23 protein-coding genes are annotated in these 20616 nt (G+C 67.9%); 5 read left to right on the top strand and 18 right to left on the bottom strand.

All coding sequences use genetic code 11. From position 1 onward, the window contains the following. Nucleotides 1-44: 44 nt before the first annotated feature. From BoBH3_RS19400 to BoBH3_RS19370, 7 genes are read right to left on the bottom strand one after another with little or no spacing between them, the layout of a single operon-like run. Nucleotides 45-1097, bottom strand: a complete 1053-nt coding sequence (locus BoBH3_RS19400; RefSeq protein WP_262332475.1) for an ABC transporter substrate-binding protein — start codon at nt 1095-1097, stop codon at nt 45-47. A 3-nt stretch (nt 1098-1100) separates the two neighbouring features. Beyond that, nucleotides 1101-2276, bottom strand: a complete 1176-nt coding sequence (locus BoBH3_RS19395; RefSeq protein ID WP_262332474.1) for an NAD(P)/FAD-dependent oxidoreductase — start codon at nt 2274-2276, stop codon at nt 1101-1103. Beyond that, entirely contained in the window at nt 2273-3682 is a 1410-nt protein-coding gene (locus BoBH3_RS19390; protein WP_262332473.1) for an FAD/NAD(P)-dependent oxidoreductase, read from the bottom strand. The genes BoBH3_RS19395 and BoBH3_RS19390 overlap by 4 nt, the downstream gene beginning before the upstream one ends. Beyond that, nucleotides 3679-3969 carry a (2Fe-2S)-binding protein gene (locus BoBH3_RS19385; RefSeq protein WP_262332472.1) on the bottom strand — a complete coding sequence of 97 codons (291 nt, stop codon included), beginning with the start codon at nt 3967-3969 and terminating at the stop codon, nt 3679-3681. The genes BoBH3_RS19390 and BoBH3_RS19385 overlap by 4 nt, the downstream gene beginning before the upstream one ends. A gap of 2 nt (nt 3970-3971) precedes the next feature. Further along, the gene (locus BoBH3_RS19380) at nt 3972-4766 is read right to left on the bottom strand and encodes an ABC transporter permease (protein WP_262332471.1); all 795 of its coding nucleotides are present in this window, start codon (nt 4764-4766) and stop codon (nt 3972-3974) included. A 6-nt stretch (nt 4767-4772) separates the two neighbouring features. After that, complete coding sequence (locus BoBH3_RS19375) at nt 4773-5624, bottom strand: ABC transporter permease (protein ID WP_262332470.1); 852 nt, start codon at nt 5622-5624, stop codon at nt 4773-4775. Continuing rightward, entirely contained in the window at nt 5621-6673 is a 1053-nt protein-coding gene (locus BoBH3_RS19370) for an ABC transporter ATP-binding protein (RefSeq protein ID WP_262332469.1), read from the bottom strand. Before BoBH3_RS19370 ends, BoBH3_RS19375 begins: the two co-directional genes overlap by 4 nt. A 171-nt stretch (nt 6674-6844) precedes the next feature. On the opposite strand from BoBH3_RS19370, the gene BoBH3_RS19365 reads away from it, so the two are divergent. After that, on the top strand, nt 6845-7663 hold the full coding sequence (locus BoBH3_RS19365; RefSeq protein WP_262332468.1) for an IclR family transcriptional regulator: 819 nt from the start codon (nt 6845-6847) through the stop codon (nt 7661-7663). Between the two features lie 37 nt (nt 7664-7700). Here the strand turns inward: BoBH3_RS19365 and BoBH3_RS19360 are convergent, their stop codons facing one another. The 5 genes from BoBH3_RS19360 to BoBH3_RS19340 all read right to left on the bottom strand — a co-directional run bounded on the left by BoBH3_RS19360 (nt 7701) and on the right by BoBH3_RS19340 (nt 11009). After that, complete coding sequence (locus tag BoBH3_RS19360) at nt 7701-7988, bottom strand: hypothetical protein (protein WP_262332467.1); 288 nt, start codon at nt 7986-7988, stop codon at nt 7701-7703. 9 nt (nt 7989-7997) lie between these two features. Then, entirely contained in the window at nt 7998-8264 is a 267-nt protein-coding gene (locus BoBH3_RS19355; protein ID WP_262332466.1) for a hypothetical protein, read from the bottom strand. A 61-nt stretch (nt 8265-8325) separates the two neighbouring features. Then, the gene (locus BoBH3_RS19350; RefSeq protein WP_262332465.1) at nt 8326-8532 is read right to left on the bottom strand and encodes a hypothetical protein; all 207 of its coding nucleotides are present in this window, start codon (nt 8530-8532) and stop codon (nt 8326-8328) included. A gap of 51 nt (nt 8533-8583) precedes the next feature. Continuing rightward, a complete protein-coding gene (locus tag BoBH3_RS19345; RefSeq protein WP_262332464.1) occupies nt 8584-9519 on the bottom strand; it encodes a CobW family GTP-binding protein in 936 nt (311 codons plus the stop codon). Beyond that, the gene (locus BoBH3_RS19340; RefSeq protein WP_262332463.1) at nt 9516-11009 is read right to left on the bottom strand and encodes an amidohydrolase family protein; all 1494 of its coding nucleotides are present in this window, start codon (nt 11007-11009) and stop codon (nt 9516-9518) included. The genes BoBH3_RS19345 and BoBH3_RS19340 overlap by 4 nt, the downstream gene beginning before the upstream one ends. Before the next feature lie 147 nt (nt 11010-11156). On the opposite strand from BoBH3_RS19340, the gene BoBH3_RS19335 reads away from it, so the two are divergent. Then, the gene (locus tag BoBH3_RS19335; RefSeq protein WP_262332462.1) at nt 11157-12089 is read left to right on the top strand and encodes an acetamidase/formamidase family protein; all 933 of its coding nucleotides are present in this window, start codon (nt 11157-11159) and stop codon (nt 12087-12089) included. Between the two features lie 2 nt (nt 12090-12091). Here BoBH3_RS19335 and BoBH3_RS19330 read toward each other — a convergent pair whose 3' ends face one another. The 5 genes from BoBH3_RS19330 to BoBH3_RS19310 form a co-directional block, all read right to left on the bottom strand. After that, a complete protein-coding gene (locus tag BoBH3_RS19330; RefSeq protein ID WP_262332461.1) occupies nt 12092-13132 on the bottom strand; it encodes an aldo/keto reductase in 1041 nt (346 codons plus the stop codon). Between the two features lie 190 nt (nt 13133-13322). Beyond that, on the bottom strand, nt 13323-14138 hold the full coding sequence (locus BoBH3_RS19325; protein WP_262332460.1) for an ABC transporter permease: 816 nt from the start codon (nt 14136-14138) through the stop codon (nt 13323-13325). Beyond that, nucleotides 14135-14971, bottom strand: a complete 837-nt coding sequence (locus BoBH3_RS19320; protein WP_262332459.1) for an ABC transporter permease — start codon at nt 14969-14971, stop codon at nt 14135-14137. The genes BoBH3_RS19325 and BoBH3_RS19320 overlap by 4 nt, the downstream gene beginning before the upstream one ends. A gap of 147 nt (nt 14972-15118) precedes the next feature. Beyond that, the gene (locus tag BoBH3_RS19315; protein WP_262332458.1) at nt 15119-16249 is read right to left on the bottom strand and encodes an ABC transporter substrate-binding protein; all 1131 of its coding nucleotides are present in this window, start codon (nt 16247-16249) and stop codon (nt 15119-15121) included. Between the two features lie 15 nt (nt 16250-16264). Then, nucleotides 16265-17332, bottom strand: a complete 1068-nt coding sequence (locus BoBH3_RS19310; protein WP_262332457.1) for an ABC transporter ATP-binding protein — start codon at nt 17330-17332, stop codon at nt 16265-16267. A 170-nt stretch (nt 17333-17502) separates the two neighbouring features. Between BoBH3_RS19310 and BoBH3_RS19305 the strand changes: the two genes are divergently transcribed. After that, a complete protein-coding gene (locus BoBH3_RS19305; protein WP_262332456.1) occupies nt 17503-18015 on the top strand; it encodes a haloacid dehalogenase in 513 nt (170 codons plus the stop codon). A gap of 132 nt (nt 18016-18147) precedes the next feature. Here BoBH3_RS19305 and BoBH3_RS19300 read toward each other — a convergent pair whose 3' ends face one another. Next, nucleotides 18148-18627, bottom strand: coding sequence for an Lrp/AsnC family transcriptional regulator (locus tag BoBH3_RS19300; protein WP_262332455.1), 480 nt, complete (start codon nt 18625-18627; stop codon nt 18148-18150). Between the two features lie 107 nt (nt 18628-18734). Between BoBH3_RS19300 and BoBH3_RS19295 the strand changes: the two genes are divergently transcribed. Together BoBH3_RS19295 and BoBH3_RS19290 are read left to right on the top strand one after the other, a co-directional pair. Continuing rightward, the gene (locus BoBH3_RS19295) at nt 18735-19922 is read left to right on the top strand and encodes a diaminopropionate ammonia-lyase (RefSeq protein WP_262332454.1); all 1188 of its coding nucleotides are present in this window, start codon (nt 18735-18737) and stop codon (nt 19920-19922) included. Then, the gene (locus BoBH3_RS19290; RefSeq protein WP_316045120.1) at nt 19919-20590 is read left to right on the top strand and encodes a glutathione S-transferase family protein; all 672 of its coding nucleotides are present in this window, start codon (nt 19919-19921) and stop codon (nt 20588-20590) included. The genes BoBH3_RS19295 and BoBH3_RS19290 overlap by 4 nt, the downstream gene beginning before the upstream one ends. Nucleotides 20591-20616: the final 26 nt, after the last annotated feature.

Raw genomic sequence — 20616 nt, 5'->3', positions numbered from 1 at the left:
AAGGGCGCCCTTCTTTGCTAGGGCAGGATCGACGACAGCGGCGCTCAGCGCTCGATCATCTTGTTCCAGCGGCTGTTCCATTCGGGACGCTTGGCGTTGATCGCGTCCCAGTCCAGCACCACCGCAGTCTTCATGTTGGTGTGGAAGGTCTCCAGCTTCTGGCTGGCCTCCGGCGTCGTGGCCTTGGCACCCGGGTTCGAGGGCACGATGTTACCGGTCGCCAGCGCCTTCTCCTGGGCCTCGGCCGAGAGCAGATAGGCGGCCAGCTTCTGGGCCAGCTCCGGCTCAGAGTTGTTGGCGATGACGCACTGCGCCACCATCAGCACGACGGAGCCTTCCTTGGGCTGGGCGTATTCGACCGGGATGCCCTTTTCCTTCAGGGTCGAGACGCCGGTCGGAGTCAGCGGGAAGATCGCGGCGTCGCCGGTCTGGACCATCTCGGAAATCTTGGCCGAGTTCGGGATGAACTCGAGCACGTTCTTGCCGATGGTGTCGCGGAACTTGGTGAAGCCCGGCTCGACATTGGCCTCGGTGCCGCCCTGGATGCGGTTGAACATCAGGAAGGCGTGCAGGCCGAAGGACGACGCCGAGGCGGACTGGAAGACCACCTTGTCCTTGAACTTGGGATCGGCGAGATCCATCCACGAGGTCGGCGCCGCCCAGCCCTTCTCGTCGAACATCTTCTTGTTGTAGGCGAGGCCGGTCATGCCCATGTCGATGCCGACGGCCATGTCGTCCTTCATGCGGGCGCCCTTGTCGACCTGGCCGAGCTCGGGGCTGTCCTTGAGCTTCTGGCACAGGCCGGCGCCGACGGCGCGGACCATCACGCCGTCGTCGAGGAACATGACGTGCATCTGGGGCTTGTCCTTGGCCGCCGTCGCCTTGGCGAGGATGTCGGCCGAGGTGCCGGGCACGACGACGATCTTGACGTCGTTGGCCTTCTCGAAGGCCGGGAAGACGCCCTGGGTGAAGGTGCGCTCGAAATTGCCGCCATTCATGCCGACATAGAGCGTCTTGCTCTGGGCGAAGGCGCTGCCGGCAGCGGCGAGCGCCACAGTGGCGACGGTGCCGGCCAATAGGTTGCGACGGGTAATCATGATCTAGGCTCCCCTGCTTTGCGGCTCTGGATGATGGGCCGCACCCGAGCCGTGGCTGGTGCGGTCTTGGTTGAAGCGCGCGATCGAGAAGGCCTCGATCGGCGTCGATGTGCGGCCGTCGCGGACGAGCTCAGCCAGGACCTCGCCGACGCCGGGCGCGATCTGGAAGCCAGCGCCGGTGAAGCCGAAGGCATGGAGCAGCCCCGGCGTGGTGCCGCTGAAGCCGATCACCGGGTTCCTGTCCGGCATCGAGGCCTCGGTGCCGGACCAGAAGCGGATAGCCTGGGCATGGCGCAGCGCCGGGAACATCTCGGCGGTGCGGTTCATGATGCTGAGCACCGCTTCGCCCTGCGGACGCGAGAAGTCGGGATCGTCCAGCGGCAAAGCGCGCTCGCCCCCGACGACGCAGTTTCCCCGTTCCACCTGCCTTGCATAGATGCCGCCGCCCTCGATTCCGATGTTGACGGTCATCACCGGCGCCACCGGCTCGGTGACGATCATCGAGGGATAGATGCGCGTGAGCGGGACAGGTTCGCCGAAATCCGCGGCGAAACGGTCGGCCCAGGCGCCGGCGCTGTTGATGACGATGCGCGCCTTGAGGCGGATGCCGTCTCCGGCCTCCAGCACGAAGCCTTCGCCGTTGCGGGCGATGCCGGTGACGGGCGTGTTCTCCAGCACATGCGCGCCGGCGCGCCGCGCGGCACTCGCGAAGGCCGCCGAGACGAGGCGCGGATTGGCGTGGCCGTCGCCGGCGCAGAGCGAGGCGCCGACGATGCCGCCGTCGATCCAGGCAAAGCGCTCGCGCAGGCCGTTATGGCCGATCAGCTCAAGGTCGAGGCCCTGGTCGGCGACGTCTTGCGCATAGTCTTCCAGCGAAGTCATGTCGGCCTCGCTGCGGGCGAGCTTGAGATGGCCGGAGCGGATGAACTCGCCGTCGATGCCGATCAGCTCCCTCAGGCGGGGCCAGACGGCATGGGAGCGCTGGGAGAGCGGCAGTTGCTCGCGCGGCCGGCCCTGCCGGCGCACGCCGCCATAGTTCACGCCGCTCGCCTGCGCGCCGCAGAAGCCCTTGTCGAGCAGGGCGACGCTGAAGCCCATGCCGCGCAGCGCCAGCGCCGCCGAAGAGCCGACCAGACCGCCACCGACGATGGCGACGTCGATGTCGAGATGCCGGCTCATTCTGCAGCCTCCGGCAGGCTTGCCGCGGCTTCCGGCCCATTGGCCGCGAGCTGCATGGCGAGCGGGATCGGCTTCACCGGTGCCTGGGCGCGCAGCCGGCCGACCGCGTCGATCGGCCTGCCCGTCGCAGCGGCCAGCACCTCGGCAGAGGCAGTGGCGCAAATCCGGCCCTGGCAGCGGCCCATGCCGACACGGCTGACAGCCTTCAGCCGGTTGATCTCACCGATGTCGAAGCGGCCCGCGGCGTCGCGGACAGTGCGGGCGGTGACCTCCTCGCACCGGCAGAGCACGGTGGCGTCGTCGATGCCGGCCGCCCAATGCGCGGGGAAGGGAAAGGCGGCTTCGAGCACGCTGCGCAAACGGCTGATCCGGGCAAGCTCCGCTTCGAGCGCCGCGGCGCGCGCCCTGTCGAAGCCCAAGCCGCGATCCTCGAGCAGCGCCAGCGCGGCGCGCTCGCCGGCACGCTCGGCCGCATCGGCCCCGGCAATGCCGGCGCCGTCGCCTGCGAGATAGACGCCGGCAACGGAGGCCCGGCCGGCAGCGTCGCGCTGCGGAAGCCAGGCGCGGTCGCGCTCGTTGAAGCGGAAAGTGCAACCGGCGAGGTCGGCGAGTTGCGTCTCGGACCGCAATCCAAGGCCATAGCCGACGCCGTCGCAGGCGAGGCGCCGCTCACGGCCGCCCTCGCGCCAGGCGATGCCGGCCACCCTGCCCTCGCCCTCGATGCGCAGGCCCTCGACGCCGTTGCGGATCGCGACGCCGCGCAGGCGCAGCTCGGCCGCGAAGCGCAGGCCGCGCAGGACGATGCCGGCATCGAGCGGCAGCGCCTTGAGAAGGTGGAGCTTGGCGGAGGCGGGAGCCGCGTCCAGCACCGCTGCGACCTCGACGCCGGCCTTCATGTACTGCCAGGCGACGAGATAGAGCAGCGGCCCTGAGCCGGCGAAGACGACGCGGCTGCCGATGGTGCAGCCCTGCGCCTTGAGCGCGACCTGCGCGCCGCCGAGGGTGAAGACGCCCGGCAACGTCCAGCCCGGAATCGGCAGCACGCGGTCGGTCGCGCCGGTGGCGAGCACCAGCCCGTCATAGGCGACGCGGCGGCTGGCGCCGGCCACCGCGATGTCCGCCATGCCATCCCGCAGATTCCAGAGCAGCGCCTGCGGCCAGTGGTCGATCCGGCCTTCGAGCGCGACGAAGGCGGCGTGGAGGCGCTCGGCCTTGCCGGCTTCGGAGCCGTAGAGGTCCTTGGTCGAGCGTCCGTCCGGCATCAGGCGCTGGCGGTAGATCTGGCCGCCGCAGGCCGGCGCCTCGTCGACGACGAGCGGGCGCAGCCCCCCCGCGACGAGCGCCTCGGCCGCGCGGATGCCGGCCGGACCAGCTCCGACGACGAGCGGTTGCGGGCGCGCGTTCACGCCGCCTTCCCCATCATGGTGACGATCCGCATGCCGGGCAGGAGCGGCGTCGTGCAGGCGCGCAGGCGCTCGCCCGTCTCGGTCGCCACCCAGCAATCCTGACAGGCGCCCATCTGGCAGAAGCCCGCGCGCGGCTCGCCGCTGAACTCGCTGCGGCGCAGGCTGTCGGCACGGTTCAGGATCGCGCTCAGCAGCGTGTCGCCGGCCCGGCCCTCGCAGGGCACGCCATCCAGCGTGAAGGCGATGGCGGCGTGGTCCTTGCGGGCGATGCGGCGGAGCAGAGCCATGCTCACTTCTCCCCGACCAGGATCTTGTCGAGGCCGAAAACGCGGTCGATCACCAGCATGGCGCCGGCCGTCAGCGCGATCATCAGGGCAGAGACGGCCGCCATCATCGGGTCGATCGACTCCGTGGCGTACATGTACATGCGCACAGGCAGCGTCACCGTCTGCGGCGAGGTCACGAAGATCGACATAGTCAGCTCGTCGAAGCTGTTGATGAAGGCGAGCAGCCAGCCGCCGCTGATCCCGGGCAGGATCATCGGCGCGGTGATGCGGCGGAACACCGTCCAGTGCGAGGCGCCCAGCGTCATCGCCGCCTGCTCGGCGCCGCGGTCCATGCCGGTGAAGGAGGCCATGACGAGGCGCATGACATAGGGCGTGACGATAATGACGTGGGTGAAGACCAGCCAGCCGAAGGAGCCCGTACCGCCGATCAGCGCGAAGAGGCGCAGGAAGGCCACGCCCAGCACGAGATGCGGGATGATGAGCGGCGAGAGGAAGAGCCCGTTGAGAACGTCTCGGCCGGGGAACTGGTAGCGGTCGATCGCCAGCGCCGCCGGCACCGCGAGCAGCACCGAAATCGTCGCGGCCAGCGTCGCCAGCCACAGGCTGTTGTAGAAGGACGGCACGAAATCCGGGTGCTGGAAGATCGCCTCGAACCAGCGCAGCGAGAAGCTCGTGGTCGGGATCGAGAGCGTGTTCTCCGGCGTGAAGGCGACGAGGCAGACCACGACGAGCGGCGCCAGCACGAAGGCGACGACGAGGCCGTGGAAGATCAGGGCGAGGGGGCCGTTCTTCTGCATGGCGTGTCAGCCCAGAGCCCGGCGGGCGCGCGTCTCGACGACACGGTTGTAGCCCAGCATGATGGCGAGGTTGGCGACGAGCACGATGATCGCGATGGTGGCGCCGAGCGGCCAGTTCAGCTCGGACATGTACTCATCGTAGACCAAGGTCGCCGCCATCTTGAGGCGCCTTCCGCCGAGCAGGCCGGGAATGGCAAAGGCGCTGGCGGAGAGGCCGAAGACGATCAGGCTGCCGGAGAGCATGCCGAGCGAGACCTGCGGCAGCACCACCCGGCGCAGCGCCGTGAAATGCGAAGCTCCCAGCGTCAGGGCCGCGGCCTCGACCATCGGATCGAGCTTCTGCAGTGCCGTCCAGACCGGGATGACCATGAAGGGCAGCATGACGTGGACCAGCGCGATCACGATCGCCGTCTCGGTGTAGAGCAGCCTCACCGTGTCGAGACCGAGCGCCCGCAGCGTCTGGTTGATGAGTCCGGTCGAGCCCAGCAGCATGCTCCAGCCGAAGGCGCGCACCACGACCGAGACCAGGAGCGGGCCGATGATCACGAGCAGGAAGATCGAGCGCCAGGGATCGCCCATGCGCGAGAGCACATAGGCCTCCGGCGCGCCGATCAGCACGCAGATGAGCGTCGTCAGCGCGGCGAGCCTGAGCGTCCGCCAGAAGATCGTCAGGTAGTAGTCGTCCGTGACGACCTTGACGTAGTGCGAGACGGTGAAGCTGTTCTGAATGCCCGCGTTGTGATCGTAAGCGTGGAAGGACAGGATCAGCGTCAGGATGAGCGGCAGGACGACCAGTCCGAGGAACAGCAGCGTCGCCGGCGAGACCAGAAGCCAGGGCGTCAGCGCGCGAGCCTTCATGCCGCCGCTCCCGCAGGTGCCGCAACGGCCGCGCTCTCCGGCTGCCAGCGCAGCGAGACCGCCGCGCCCTCCGCCACCGGCTCGGCGCCCTGATTGGGCAGCGAAACGACGACGGTGCCGACAGGCGTCTCGACATTGAACAGCCAGTAGCTACCGAGGAAGAAGCGGCTCGCGACGGTGCCGTCGAAGAGCCCCTGCCCAGCCTCGCCGAGCAGGATCTTCTCGGGCCGGACCGCAACGGTGACGGTCGCGCCTTCCGGAAGGCTGCCAGCTTCGGCAGGCAGGGCGAGCCCGGCCGCCTCGGCCCGACCGCCGCGCCAGACCGCGTCAATGCTGTTCATCTTGCCGACGAAGGAAGAGATGAAGGCCGTCGCCGGCCGCTCATAGAGGCGGTAGGGCGCGTCGATCTGGGTCATGCGCCCCTGCTCCATGACGACGACACGGTCGCTGATCGAGAGCGCCTCGGCCTGGTCGTGGGTGACCATGATCGTGGTGGTGCCGACGCTGCGCTGGATGCGGCGCAGTTCGAACTGCATCTCCTCGCGCAGCTTGGCGTCGAGGTTCGATAGCGGCTCGTCGAGCAGCAGCACCGGCGGCTTGATCACGAGAGCCCGCGCGATGGCGACGCGCTGGCGCTGGCCGCCGGAGAGCTGGCGCGGATAGCGCGCGGCGAAGGGCGAGAGATGGACGAGGCCGAGAATCTCCGCGACGCGCCGGTCGCGCTCGGCCTTGCCGATCTTGCGCATCTCAAGCCCGAAGGCGACGTTCTCGGCGACCGTCATATGGGGAAAGAGCGCGTAGCTCTGGAAGACGATTCCGAGGCCGCGGCGGTTCGGCTTCTCGCGGGTGATGTCGCGGCCGTCGAGGGTGATCGTGCCCTGCGTCGGCTCGACGAGGCCCGCGATCATCTGCAGCGTCGTCGTCTTGCCGCAGCCGGAGGGGCCGAGCAGCGAGACGAACTCGCCCTTGTCGACGCTGAGATCGACATCGCGGACGGCGGTGAAGTCGCCGAAAGCCTTGCTCAGGGATTGCAGCGTCAGAAAGCCCATCAGCACCTCGATCGGCGGGCTTTCCCGTGGCCGGAAAGCCGGTCTGCGATACCGAAGCGAAACGGGCTGACATAATTCCGTCAATCAAGAATTCTGTATTAGAGAATTATTATTGAAATAATTTCGGTATGTGGAATTTTATCCCCTCGCCGATCAAACACATTCCGTTTTATGGAACCCTCGAACGAAACGCTTTCCTCATTGCGCCGCGCGCTCGGCCTGCTGCGCCTCCTCGCCGACGGCGACGAGGCCGGCATGCGGCTGAAGGACATCGCCGACAGGGCCGGCTGCGGGCAGCCCACGGCGCACCGCGCGCTGCGCGACCTGATGGCGGAGGGCTTCGTCGAGCAGGCCGCAGGTGGCAAGCGCTACCGGCTGGCGCTCGACTTCTTCGTCCTCGCGGCCCGCGCCGGACAGGCGGGCGGCCTGCGCGAGCTCGCCCGGCCGACTCTTCTCAGGCTCTCGGCAACGCTCAACGACACGATCTTCCTGCTGGTGCGCAACGGCTACGACGCCGTCTGCCTCGACCGCATCGAAGGCCCCTTCCCGATCCGCTCCTTCACCGGCGACATCGGCGGCAAGGTGCCGCTCGGCATCGGCCAGGGCAGCCTCGCCATGCTGGCGCATCTGCCGGAGGCCGAGCGCGAAGCCGTGATCCGCTTCAACATGCCCCGCCTGCTCGACCGCGGCTTCCTCGACGAGGCAGCCTTGCGCAGCGGCATCGAAAAGGCGCGGGCGCAGGGCTGGGTCAATCTCAACAGCGGGCTCATTCCCGGCATGGCCGGCGTGGCCGTGCCGGTCTTCGATGCGCAGGGGCGCGTCGTCGCCTCGCTGAGCATCGGCACGCTGGCCGAGCGGCTGCGCGACGATCGGCTGCCCAATGTCGTCGCCATCCTGCGCAGCGAGGCGGAGAGCCTGGGCGCCCGGCTCAACCCCTTCGATGTCGCGCTGCGCTATCCCTCGCGCAGCCTGAGTACGCTGGCGAGTTGAGAGGCCCGGTCGCCGACCCGAAGGCCGCTCCTGCGGGTCAGGAGAGGCGCCGGTCGAGCATCTCGTCGATGCGATCTGCTGCCTCGACATAATCCACGAGCAGGCGCTGGAGCGGGCCGATGTCCCGGAAAGCCGCGAGGTCCTGCTGTTCCTCGCCCTCGCCGCGCCAGGCCTCGATCGCCGCATCGGCGGCCGCTAGGTGCTCTTCCGTCAGGGGCTCCGCGGCAGGCCGCCCGGCCTCCTCGGCCAGACGCTCCGCGATGCTGACGCGCAGCGCCTGCGCATGATCGACGATAGCGTCGAGCTCGTCTGTGTAGCGCGTCACGACAACCGCTCAGTGCACCGTGGCGAGATCGTCGTCATCCGGGTCGATCAGCTTCTCCAGGCCGAGCTGCTCGACGCCGTCGGAGAACTCCGCGAAGGCGTCCGCATCGGTGGCAAAGCTGTCCTGCCAGACGGTGGAGCCGCCGTCCGCGTCAACGAGTTCGAGGGTCCAGCCGTCGGTGCCTTCGATCTTGTAGATCTCGACACTGACAGTGATGCCGTCCTGGGTGAAGCTCTGCGACAGGGGCGAGCGGATGATGCCGGGAAAATCGGTCATGACTTTAGCCTAGCATCTCCGCGCGCCCTGCACAGCCTTCGCCGGACGCCGACCGGGCCTGCTATTCGCCCGCATCTCCTTTGGCCGCCTCAAGCTTCGCCACCACCTCTTCCAGGCTCTCCTTCACGCCGAGCAGGAAATCCTTGCGGAAGGCGATGATCGTGTCCGCCGGCTCGCCCTTGTGGGTGTAGACGACGCTAACCTGCTCGGGATTGACGTAGACGGGTTTGCCGTCGCCGGGCGAGGTGAACTTGCAGAGCTTGGGCATGGGTGCCTCCGATGAATTCGCACGCTGGATAGCCCAGACCGAGCGATGCGCCTATGGGGCGACGCAGGCCGCCATCGCCGTATCGATCTCGGCCTGCGACAGCGCGCCGGTCTCGGCGATGAAGACGATCCGGGCACGCGGCCGGTCCGGCGGCGGCTCGCCCGCCGGCACGAGCGTCGCGCGGCCGCCCGCGAGCTGGAACAGGAACTGGCGGCCCGACTGCTCAGCCGTCTCGAACAGCCCCTTGGCGCGGGCGAGCTTGGGCGCGAGCCGCCCGATGGCCTGCTGCAGCCGCGGCATCGAGACCGGCCGTTCCGATGTCCAATTGTAGCTCTCGAAACGTTCGAGGCGCGGGCGGCGCGGACCGGGATCGCGCAACGGGGCGGGACGATCCGGTCCTTGGGGCAGGGCGACGTCCAACGGCACGGTACCATTGGGCGCATCTATGACGAGCGCCCGCGGATGCAGAGCCTTGACGGCCTCCGCGACGCGGGCCCGCCCGGCCTCCCCCACCAGATCGAGCTTGCTCAGCGCCACGATGTCTGCGGTCTTGAGCTGCGCGCGCAGCAGCGGATCGTCCAGTGCCTCGGGCGGGCTGCTCGCATCGAGGACGCAGAGGACCGTTTCCAGCGGCGCTTCCTTCAGGATCACCGGGTCCATCAGGTTTCGGATGATGTCGGTGGGCTCGGCGACGCCGCTCGTTTCGATGACGATGGCCTCCGGGCGCGGATCGCGCCGCAGCAGCGTCGAGAGCGTGCGCAGCAGGTCGCCCTCCAGCGTGCAGCAGATGCAGCCGTTCGCCAGGTTGACAACGCCGTCGCTGGCGCCGGCGATCAGCTCGGCGTCGATGTTGATCGCGCCGAAGTCGTTGACCACGGCCGCGATGCGCCTGCCGCCCGCATGGGCCAGGATGTGGTTCACCACCGTGGTCTTGCCCGCGCCGAGGAAGCCGGCGACGAGCAGGACCGGAACGGGCGTTTTGCTCATTCCTTGCCAGCGAGCGGCCGGCGCACCGGCTGCCCCGGACGTGCCGCGACATCCATGATGCCGTCCGCGATCACCGGCTGGCCGCTGACGATGAGGTGCTTCACGCCCTCGGCCGGACGGTTCATGGCCGTGAACTCGGCGCGGTCAACCAGCGTCTCGAAGTCGAAGACCACGACATCGGCATCGGCACCGGGCTTGAGCCGGCCCTTGTCGCGCATGGCCGGCGTGCTCGCCGCCAAAATCTCGGCCGGGATCAGCGTGCATTTGGCGATGCCGTCGATCAGCGAGAGGGCTTGCCGCTCGCGCACCCAGCGGCTGATGAAGCGTGTGAAGGTGCCCGACGAACGCGGATGCGATGTCGCCTCAGCCGGCAGCGGCCAGGCGTCTCCGTTATAGGTCGAGCCGTCGGGCATCGACCAGGGCATCGCGTCCGAGGCGATGGCGCCGCCCGGATAGAGCACGGACAGGTCGAGCATGTCGGCGTGGCGCGGGTTATTGTCGGTATCCAGCACATGCCAGAGCACGAGCTGCGAAGGGTCCTGCGCCTGCGCGGCGAGCAGGTCCTCGCGATCCTTGAAACGGTGGCCGGTGGCGACGACCTGCACCTGATCGTAGGTCGCGTCGTTGCGGCTCTCGAACTCCGGATCGCTGAAGAAGGCGGCGGAGACTACGGTCGAGCCGGTGCCGTAGGGATAGGCCTCGACCGTGATCGGCAGGCCTTGAGCCTGCGCCTTGCGGATCAGCTTCTCGCAGCGCTCGACATCGGTCTTGCTGGAGCTGTTGAAGTGGCAGATGTGCATGTGGCAACCGGTCGCGCCGGCATAGCCGATTAGCCGGACATAGGCCTCGGCCGCGCTCTTCGGGTCGCGGTTCGCCATATAGGCGATGTGGGTGAAGGTCGGCACGTTGCGATCCGCCGCAAGCTGGCAGATAGCGGTCAGCTCCTGCACGCCGGCGCCGGGGGCATAGGCGTTGAGGATGCCGATGCCGATGCCGCCCTCGTCCAGCCCCTGCGCGATGCGCTCGATGATGCCGGACTGCTCCGAGTCGGTCGAGACATTGTCCATCCAGCGCGGATCGCGCATGGCCCGCCCGAAGGCCTCCAGCGAGGATTCCTCGTTGATGCCGACCATGGCGCCGATGCGGGCGAAGGCCCAGTTGGTGGCCGCGCCGTAGTTCAGGATGCGCCCGTTCTCGGCCTGGCGGCGATACCAGGAGGCGACCGGCATCACGCCCGCTTCGAGGTCGAGCGTCGTGGTGATGCCGTCGAAGGCCTGCATGCGGTCAGCCGGGACCGACTGGCCATGGGCGTGCAGGTCGATGAAGCCCGGTGCCACGACGAGGCCGGTAGCGTCGATCTCCCGCTCGGCACCGGGAAGCCCCGTCCCGACCGCGACAACCTTGCCGTCCATGAGGGCGACATCGCCGACCGCATCCATCCCGCTCTCGGGATCGACCACCCGGCCGCCCCTGATCACCAGCCCGCTCATATCGCCTCCAAGTCAAAAACGCGCGCAGTAGAGGCGGATTTCTCAGCGACTGCAATCGCGGGACACCCCCTCGCGGAGCGTGCTTCCCAGGGCCGGCGCTTGCCCCTACGGTTCGGGGTTCGACACCCGGCTCAAGGCAGGATTCTGATGGCGCGCCACCACTTCGTTCCGACAAGTTATTCGAACGTGATCGGCACCCTGCCGCCTGTTCTGGAGATCGCGAGCGGCGACAGCGTCGTCACCACCACGCTCGACGCCGCGGGTTTCGACAGCGAGGGCGTGCAAAAGGCGCCGCGCGGCAACCCGATGACCGGCCCCTTCTTCGTCACGGGCGCCGAACCGGGCGACGCGCTGCTCGTCACCATCGAGCGGATGACGCCGAACCGGAAGACCGGCTGGACCTATTCGCCGCTGGCGCCGGGCGTGCTCGACCCCGCGATCCTCGGCGAGATGCAGAAGCGCGAGCGCTACGAATGGGCGATCGACGCACAGGCCGGCACGGTGAAGCTGCTCGAGCCTTCCGCGCGAACCAGGGACTGGAGCTTCCCGCTCGAGCCCATGCTCGGCTGCTTCGGCGTCGCGCCCGAGCGCAAGCAGGCGATCTCGACCGCGACCAGCGGCGCCCATGGCGGCAATATGGACTACCGGCTGTTCGGCCCCGGCGCGACTATCGCGTTCCCGGTGTTCGAGGCGGGCGCGCTGTTCTTCCTCGGCGACGGCCATGCCTGCCAGGGCGATGGCGAGATCGCCGGAACCGGCGTCGAGACGAGCTTCGAGGTCGAATTCTCGGTGAAGCTTCAGAAGAAGGCCGGTCTGCGCTGGCCGCGCTGCGAGACAGCGACCGACCTGCTCGTCCTCGCCGCCGGCCGACCGCTCGACCAGCCCCTGCAATTCGCCACCACGGAGATGCTGCGCTGGGTCGGAGAGGCGCTAGGCGTCGACGTCGTCGAGGCGAGCCATCTGCTCGGGCAGGCCGTGCGCTACGACGTCGCCAACGTCTTCAACCCGGCCTATTGCGTCGCCGCCCGACTGGAGAAGACCGAGATGACCAAGGCGATGTCGTTCGTGGGGAAGGCCTGACCTCACCCCTCCGGGACAGGCGCATCTTCCGCCAGCAGCCCCTCGACCTTGAGATCGCGCCAGAGCGCGGGCGGGACCGGCCTGGCGACGAGTTCGAGGTTGCGCGCCACCTCATGGGGCGCCACCGCACCGAGCACGATGGTCGCCACCGCGGGATGCGCCGCGCAGAAAGCGAGCGCCGCCTGCGGCAGCGCCACGCCATGAGCGGCGCAGACCGCCTCGATGCGGGCGACACGCGCCAGGACCTCGGGCGGAGCGGGCTTGTAGTTGTAGTAAGCACCGGGCTTGGCGCCGGTCGCCAGGATGCCGGAATTGAAGACGCCGGCCAGCATCACCGCGATCTTCTTCTCCAGCGCCAGCGGCAGGAAGCCTGAGAGCGCGCCCTGCTCCAGCAGCGAATAGCGGCCGGCCAGCATCATCACGTCGAAATCGCCGGCCCGCGCGAAGCGCTCGCACATCTCGGATTCGTTGACGCCGACGCCGATGGCCTTGACCGCGCCCGAGGCGCGAAGCGATTCAAGCGCCTTGTAGGCTCCCGCCATCGCCTCCGAGAAGCGACGCTCCATCTGATCGCCATGGGTCCAGACGTCGACGTCGTGGATCAGCAGGATGTCGATATGGTCTGTGCCGAGCCTGAGCAGGGACTGCTCGAAGGAGCGCATCGCACCGTCATAGGAATAGTCGACCACGGCCGGGTGCGGCAGGCCGCCGAGATAGCCCGAACCGTCCCCCTTGGGCTGGCCCGCCGCCATCCAGCGCCCGACCTTGGTCGAGACGATAACGCTCTCGCGCGGCACGCTGCGCAGAGCCGCACCGATGCGATGTTCGGAGAGCCCGTGGCCGTAGAGCGGGGAGGTGTCGACGAGATTTATGCCGGCGGCGAGCGCCGCGCGCACGGTCTCCTGCGCCGTCGCCTCGTCGAGATGGGCGTAGAGATCGCCGAGCGGCGCGCCGCCGAAGCCGATCAGGCTGGGGAGGAGGCCGGCGATGGGCCGGCCTTTCGGCAAGGTTCCGGTGGAAGAAACATCGGCCAGATTCGCCATCGAAAATCACCAGAGACTGAGGCCAGACTTCATCAGACCGAGCCGTCATGCGAGCGCAGCGAAGAAATCCAGGAGGACGGGGTGAAACCGTTCAGCCCAGTCCCACTGGATTGCTTCGTCGCTGCGCTCCTCGCAATGACGGCGCGGCAAGGGCCGGCACAGTTGCGGATCGTTCGCTGGCGCGCAAGCGTCAGGCACCGACCTTCGCGAGCACGTCGGCGCGCAGGAAGCGTTCGATGAACAGCATGAACAGCACCGAAGGCACGAGCAGGATCAGCGCCGTGATCGAGGCGACCTGATAGTTGCCGCCCATCGCCGCGTTATAGAGCAGGAGCGGCAGGGTCGTGACCTGCGGCACGCCGACGAAGAAGGTGCCGGTGAACTCGTCGAGCGATTCCAGGAAGACGAAGATGCCGCTGGCGACGATGCCGGGCGCCGCGAGCGGCAGCGTCACCGAGGTGAAGGTCTTGAACGGCGAGGCGCCGATATTGCGCGCCGCCAGTTCGAGGTCCTTGTCGACGGCGGCGAAGGCCGCGGCCGCGATCCAGACCGAATAGACCAGGCCGTGAGCGGCATGGACGAGCACGACCGCGAAGACGGTGCCGTTGATGCCGAGCTGATAGAAGACGCGGGCGACGTTGATGTAGATCGCGACCGAGGGAAAGGCCTGCGGCAGCAGGAACAGGATCATGAAGAAGGCGCGCGCCGGCAGCCTGAGCCGCGCCAGCGCATAGCCGGCCGGGATCGAAAGCGCGAGCGCGACGAGGACGGTCAGCACCGCGATCCAGACCGAGGTGGCGAGCGAGGCCATGGCATCGCCTGTCGGGCGGAAGACCTGCTCCCAATAGCGCGTGCCGTAGACGACGGGCAGCTTGTAGGGCGTGTACCAGCGCTCGGCGACGGACCAGAGCGCCAGATTGACCAGCGGGCCGATCAGGAAGAAGGCGAAAGCCGCGAGCGCGAAAGCCGCGAGCAGCATACGGAAGCCGGAGGCGACGCGGATCATGGCGTGCCCTCCTTCGACATGCCGCGTTTGAGGTAGATGATCGCCGCGCCGGCCGAGATCAGATAGGTGATGACGCCGAGCGCGTTCGCCGTGGCGTAGTCGCCATAGGCGTTGATGCGGAAGGCCATGTCGACGGTCAGCATGGTCGGCTGCGATCCGGCCACCATCATCGGCACGGACAACACCGAGAGCATCGTCACGAAGGAGAGCACCAGCGCGACGAGAAGCTGCGGCATGACCTGCGGCAAGGCGAGCTCGACCAGCACGCGCAGGCGGGAGGCGCCGAGATTGCGGCCGGCCTCCAGCGTCGCGCGGTCGATGGAGGCGAGCGCGCCGGCCAGCAGCAGCGCAACGAAGGGCGTCTGCTTCCAGACGAAGGTCGCGATGATGCCGCGCCAGTCGAGGAAGCTCACCGCCTGCAACGGCTCCATCAGGCCGAGCGAGACGAAGGTGTTGTTCATCAGGCCGTTCTTGGCGAGGAAGGTGCGCATACATTGCGCGGCGACGATGAAGGGGATGAAGAGCGGCCAGCGATAGAGCGCCTTCAGCGTGCCGACGATGTAGCGGTTCTCGCCCAGCGTCAGCGTGCCGGCGATGACGATGGCCAGCAGCGCCGTCAGCAGGCAGGAGGCGACCACGATGACGACGGTGAAGACGATGTCGCCGGAATAGAGTTCCCAGGCCTTGGCGAAGGCCTGAAGCGAGAAGCCGCCCTGCGGGCCGGTGAAGGCGGAGATCAGCGAAAAGCAGAGCGGATAGAGGAACAGCGCCGCGACGAGCGCGAAGCCGGGCGCGATCAGCAGCAAAGCGAGATGGCGTTGGGAGAGAGACATTAGCTGGACCCGGCTAACCAATTGAGACAGGCGGGAAAAGCCGTCATCCTCGGGCTTGACCCGAGGATCTCAGAACCAGTTCGCTCTGGTTGAAGAGATGGCCGGGTCAAGCCCGGCCATGACGACTATTGCCCGGAAGAGCGAACCTCAGTTCGCGACCTTCCTCTCGTAGCCCTCGAGGATGTCGTTGAAGTAGGGCGCGATCGGGAAGGGCTTGCCGTTCTGCGAGAGATCGGCCGGGGTGACGTCGGTGAAGAGCTTGTCCCAGGCCGCCTTGTCGAGCTTGCCCTCGAGGTTCTTGGCGTCGATGCCCGGATACCAGTTGAACTTCTTGACGATGCCGTCGGCCTGCACCTGCGGCGAAGTGGCGAGCGCGATGAAGGCCTCGGCCAGCTTCTTCTGAGCCGACTTCTCCGGCACCGCGTAGTACATCGGCTGGCCGGGCATGCCGGGCGAGACGAGCTTGAGCTTCATGTTCGGCGGCAGCTTGCCGTCGGCCTGCCAGGAATAGAACATGTCGACCCAGACCGGACCGATGGCGATCTCACCGCGGTTCAGCATGTCGAGCGTGCCGGCGTTGCCGGGGGTGATGACGGCGTTCTTGTTGAACTCCTTCAGATCGGCGAAGGCCTTGTCCCAGCTCGCCTTGGTGGCGGCGTCGTAGGGTCCCTTGATCAGCTTGTCGGCGTCGCCGCCGAAGGCATAGACCCAGCCGGCGACGAAGGAGACGCCGGACATGCCGCCCTTGATGCCGTTATAGCCGAACTGCTTCGGGTTCTTCTTCACCCAGTCGGCCAGCTCCGCGAAGGTCGCCGGCGGCGTCTTGAGCATGTCGGCATTGTAGGCGAGCGCGGTCTGCGACTGGAACATCGGGATGACGAAGCCGCTGACATCGGTGCCGAGAGCGTTCTTCGCGGCATCGCCGGTGGCGAGCTTGGCCGTCTCGACATTGGCCGTGTACTTGGCGAGCAGGCCTTCCTTGACCATCTGGCCGGCGCCCTTCTGGTGGATCACCACCACGTCGAAATCGGTGGTGGGCGAACCCTTCTGGGCGTCGAGCTTCTCATAGATCTTCTGCGAACCGGCATCGCCCGGGCCGGTGCCGACCGAGACGACCTTCACGCCGGGATGGGCCTTCTCGAACATCGGGCCGAGATAGTCCTTGACGTAGTCGACCATGTTCTGGTCGCCCGCGGAGGCGACATTGAGGGTCTGCGCGGAGAGTGGCGAAGCCACGATCAGCGCAGCGAGCGAGCAGGCAAGCGTGAAAATGCGCATGTGTCTGACTCCTTGTCAGGCGGCGATCCCGGCCTCGGACGCCGGGAAGATATGAAGGCGCTGCAGCGGAATGCGCAGACCAACCTTCGTTCCGAGTTCGTGACGGCCGGCATCGTCGACCGTGATCTGGCGTCCGGCGGCATCGACCTTGTAGCGATAGGTCCCGCCCGGATAGGCGCGCGCGGCGATGGTGCCGGGCACGATGAGATCGCCGCTGGCCGAGGGCGCATCGAGCGCGCCGAGGCTGGCGACATCGTCACGGAAATAGGCCAGCGCCTCGCCCCCGGGGAGCGCCGCGGCGTGCTCATTCGAAAGCGTGGCGCGGGCGTCGCCGGCGGCAATCGAGGTCTCGGCCATGTTGCGTTCGACCTGCAGCGGCAGCACGTTCTCGGCGCCCATGAAATTCGCCACGAAGGCGCTGGCCGGCCGGTCGTAGACTTCTTCCGGCGTGCCGACCTGCGCGACGCGCCCGGCCTGCATGATGACCAGCCGGTCGGCCATGGTCATGGCCTCCTCGCGGTCATGGGTGACGTGGACGGCGGTGAGGCCGAGCCGCTGCTGGATGGCGCGGATCTCATGGCGCATCGTCAGGCGGATCTTGGCGTCGAGATTGGAAAGCGGCTCGTCAAGCAGCAGGATGCCGGGGTCGATGGCCAGCGCCCGGCCGAGCGCCACGCGCTGGCGCTGGCCGCCGGACAGCGCCGTGACCTTGCGGTTCTCATAGCCGGCGAGACCGAGGAAGTTCAGCATCTCGCCGACCTTGGCGGCGATCTCGGCCTTCGACCTGCCGCGCAGCTTCAGGCCGTAGCCGATGTTCTGCAGCACCGTCATGTGCGGCCAGAGCGCGTAGGACTGGAAGACCATGGCCATGCCGCGCTTCTCGGGCGGCAGGCCGGCGATGTCCCTGCCCCCCACGACGATGGAGCCGGACTCGACCGGAACGAAGCCGGAGAGGGAACGCAGCAGCGTGGTCTTGCCGCAGCCGGACGAGCCGAGGAGCGCGGTGAAGCTGCCGGGCGAAAAGTCCAGATCAATGCCATGCAGCACGCGCGTGCCGCCATAGGCAACCTGAAGACCGCGCACGCTGATAGCCGCGCCACTGCCCGATCGGGCCTGCGTTTCCGCCTGCAAGACGCCTACTCCCTGACCACTTTCTTATCGCCGGCGAACTGGAACGCTTCTTCCATTGCCAACCCTCTTGAAATAAACATTACGTTCTGACGCCCTATCTGCAAGCGCTTTGTGAAAGTCAGATGACAATGCCGATACATTCCATCTGGCTGATGCCCGCGGCCGCGGACGAGGCGACGTTGACGGGCATCGTCCGGGAGCTCGCCGAACGTTTCGGCACCCCGCTCTTCGCGCCTCACCTGACCTTGCGCGGCGACACGGAACAGCAGGCGGCCGAGCTTGAACGCGCGGTCGATGCGGCTGCGCGGCAGGTTTCGGCGTTCGCGGAGCCGGTTTCGCTCGTCGAGGGCAGCGAGAGCTTCTTCCGTTCGTTCTATGCGCGCTTCGCCATCTGCCCGCCGCTGATGGCGCTGAAGCGCGCGCTCGATCTCGAGGCGTTGGACAGCTTCATGCCGCATGTCTCGCTGCTCTACGGGCCGGTCGAGGTGGCGGCGAAGGCGCAAGCCATTCGCGAGATCGACAAGCGCCTCGCCGGGCGGGCGATCAGCTTCGACCGGATCGGCGTCGTCACCTCCGGCCAGGACGTGCCTATCGCCGATTGGCGGGTCGTCTTCAGCGCCAGGTTGGGCGGCTGAGCGGCTCACGGGCCGTCATGCTCGCCCCTGTGGCGAGCATCCACGTCTTGAACACCGCCCGCTACGAAGGAAGACGTGGATGGCCGGGACAAGCCCGACCATGACCACAGCGGTCAGTCAGGACGTCCAGCCTCAGGCGATCGGCACAGCGAGCCCGGCCTTGACCCGGTCCATGGCGACGAAGCTGCGAAACTTGCGGATATTGGGGTTGGCGAAGAAGAGCCGACGGGTCAGGGCCTCATAGGCGGCCATGCTCGGCACCAGCACGACCAGCATGAAATCGACCTCGCCGGTAACGTAATAGCATTGCTGCACCTCGGGCGCGGCTGTGAAGGCGGTCTTGGCCGCGTCGATGTCCGGCGCCGTCTCGCTGACCAGCTCGACCTCGACGAAGAGCGTGATCGGATGGCCAAGCGCGGCGGGATCGACCACCGCGACATTGGCGGTGATGACGCCGCTCGCCTCCATGCGGCGGATGCGGCGCTGCACGGCCGGGGCCGACAGGTTGACGCGCTCGCCGATGACGCGCTGCGGCGTCGTGTTGTCCTGCTGGAGGATGGCGAGGATCGCCCGGTCGAAGGCGTCGAGATCATGAGCTGTCGGCGCGGCCATGCCTGTCCCTGCGAAACAAACTTGCATCGGAGCAGGCGAATTCCAGCGCCTTTTTCATGCTGTCTGCAATATCCATTCGCCAACCGCAAAGCGAGACGGAGGCCGCCATGTTCCTGCTCAACCGCCACCCCGACTACCGCGCTCCGCTCGACCCGGCCGATGTCGAGACGCTCGGTCCAGCCGGAGCAGATGCGATCACGGCCCATCTGGCGCAGCGCGAGAACCATCGGCCGACGCCGCTGCACAGCCTGCCGGGTCTGGCCGCCGCGCTCGGCATCGGCGCGCTGCATATCAAGGACGAGGGCCAGCGCCTCGGGCTCGGCAGCTTCAAGGCGCTCGGCGGCGCCTATGCGGTGATCCGGCTCGCGCTCGAAGCCGCTTCCGAAAAGCTCGGGCGAAGCTTGAGCGACGCCGACATGCTCGACCCCGCCGTTCGGGCCGTGGCCGCGGAGATGACCTTCGCCTGCGCCACTGACGGCAATCACGGCCGCTCGGTGGCGCAGGGCGCGCAACTGCTCGGCGCCAAGGCTGTCATCTTCGTCCATGGCGGCGTCAGCGACGAGCGCGTGGCGGCCATCGCCCGCTTCGGAGCCGAGATGGTGCGGGTTTCCGGCACCTATGACGATTCCGTGGTCGAGGCTGCGCGGGTCGCGACGGAGCGGGGCTGGACCATCGTCTCCGACACATCCTGGGACGGCTATGAGCGCATCCCCGGACTCGTGATGCAGGGCTACACCGCCATCGCGCGGGAAGGGCTGGCGCAGATGCCGGAGCGGCCGACGCATGTCTTCGTGCAAGCCGGCGTCGGCGGCATCGCGGCAGCGCTCGCCGCGCAGATGCAGACAGTGCTCGGCGATGAGCGCCCCTTCTTCACCGTGGTCGAGCCCGCGCTCGCCGCCTGCATCTTCGAGGCCGCCGAGCAGGGCCGGCCGGTGAAGATCGCCCATGGCGCGCCGACCGTGATGGCGATGCTCGAATGCTACGATCCCTCCCCGCTGGCGCTGCGCGTACTCTACCGCGCCGCCGATGCCTTCCTCACCGCGGAGGATTCCGACGCCGTCGAGGCGATGAACCGCCTCGCACGGCCTGTGGCCGGCGACCCCGCCATCGTGGCCGGCGAGAGCGGTGCGGCCGGGTTCGCCGGGCTGCTGGCGACGCTGCGCGATCCGGAGACGAGGGCGGCGCTCAAGCTCGACGCCACCTCACGCGTCTTCCTCGTCAACACGGAAGGCGCGACCGACCCCGCGCGCTATGCCGAACTCGTCGGCCTCAAGCCAGGCGAAGTCGCGGCATGAGCGACCCGGCGAAGGCGGAGCGGCTGACGCTCCATTCGCAAAGCCACTCGCCCTATGCGCGCAAGACCATCGTCTTCGCCCATGAGGCGGGCCTTTCCGACAGGATCTCGGTCGTCGACCAGGAGACCAGCCCGACCCACCGGAACGCGGCCGTCTTCGCGGTCAATCCGCTCGGCAAGGTGCCGGTGCTGATCACGCCCGAGGCCGGGGCGATCTTCGACTCGCTGGTGATCTGCGACTATCTCGACGGGCTGCATGCCGGTCCGAGGCTGATCCCGGCAGGCGGCGCAGCGCGCTGGCAAGCCTTGCGCCTTCACGCCCTCGCGCAGGGGCTGTGCGATGCCGGTATCGCGCTGCGCTGGGAAACCGCGCGGCGGCCGGAGCATCTGCGCCATCCACCGCTGGCCGAAGGGCAAGCAGCGAAGCTCGTCGAATCCTATGATCTGCTGGAACGGCAGGAGCGTTTCGACGAGCCGGTCCATATCGGCCATATCGCGCTGGCGACCGCGCTGGCCTGGCTGGAATTCCGCGAACTGCCCGATTTCCGGGTCGGGCGCCCCTGCCTGAGCCGGTGGTACGAGGATTTCTCGCAGCGCCCGCCGATGCGGGGAACCGCCTATCACGGCCAGACGCAGGACGGGCCACAGGCTGCCGCCATTGCGGACTGAACGGCGGACGTCGTAGCAGAAGCGCG

Source organism: Allobosea sp. BH3 (genome assembly GCF_025499465.1).
Classification (GTDB): Bacteria; Pseudomonadota; Alphaproteobacteria; order Rhizobiales; family Beijerinckiaceae; genus Allobosea.
Note: the sequence above shows the minus strand (reverse complement) of the source record. Positions and strands in the feature narration are given on the sequence as shown.